This window comes from Microbacterium sp. B35-04, from assembly GCF_010634885.1.
Lineage (GTDB): Bacteria > Actinomycetota > Actinomycetes > Actinomycetales > Microbacteriaceae > Microbacterium.
Genome location: NZ_MWLP01000159.1, coordinates 1 through 554 on the forward strand (window position 1 = coordinate 1; position 554 = coordinate 554).

At 69.0% G+C, this 554-nt stretch carries 1 protein-coding gene; it reads left to right on the top strand.

Annotation, left to right across the window (positions count from 1 at the left end; all coding sequences use genetic code 11):
• On the top strand, positions 1-551 hold a 551-nt coding region (locus tag B1729_RS20210; RefSeq protein WP_163634611.1), incomplete at its 5' end, for a ubiquinone/menaquinone biosynthesis methyltransferase.
• Between the last annotated feature and the right edge of the window lie 3 nt (positions 552-554).

Consider the following 554-nt stretch of genomic DNA (forward strand, 5'->3'; position numbering starts at 1 on the left):
TCGCCCTCGCCGGCAGCGGGGCAGAGGTGGTCGCCGCCGACTTCTCGCCCGGCATGATCGCGGAGGGCGAGCGCCGCCATGGTCCGAAGGCGTCAGGCGGCGGCATCCGCAATCTCTCGTTCGTGCAGGCCGACGCGACCGCGCTGCCGTTCGGCGACGACGAGTTCGACACCGTCACGATGTCGTTCGGCCTCCGCAACGTCAACGAGCCGAAGAAGGCGCTGCGGGAGCTGCTGCGCGTGACCAAGCCCGGTGGGCGGCTCGTGATCTGCGAGTTCTCGCAGCCGCCGTCCAAGACGTTCAACGGTCTCTACCGCTTCTACAACGACCGCGTGCTGCCGGTCGTCGCGAAGACGGTGAGCTCCAACGCCGAGGCGTACGACTACCTCAATGAGTCGATCCGCGACTGGCCCGACCAGCGAACGCTGGCGGCGTGGATCCGCGAAGCGGGCTGGACTGACGTCGCGCACCGCAATCTCTCGATGGGCATCGTCGCCCTGCACCGGGGCACGAAGCCCGCGGACGGGGCCAAGAAGCCCACCGGTCGTTGAGCG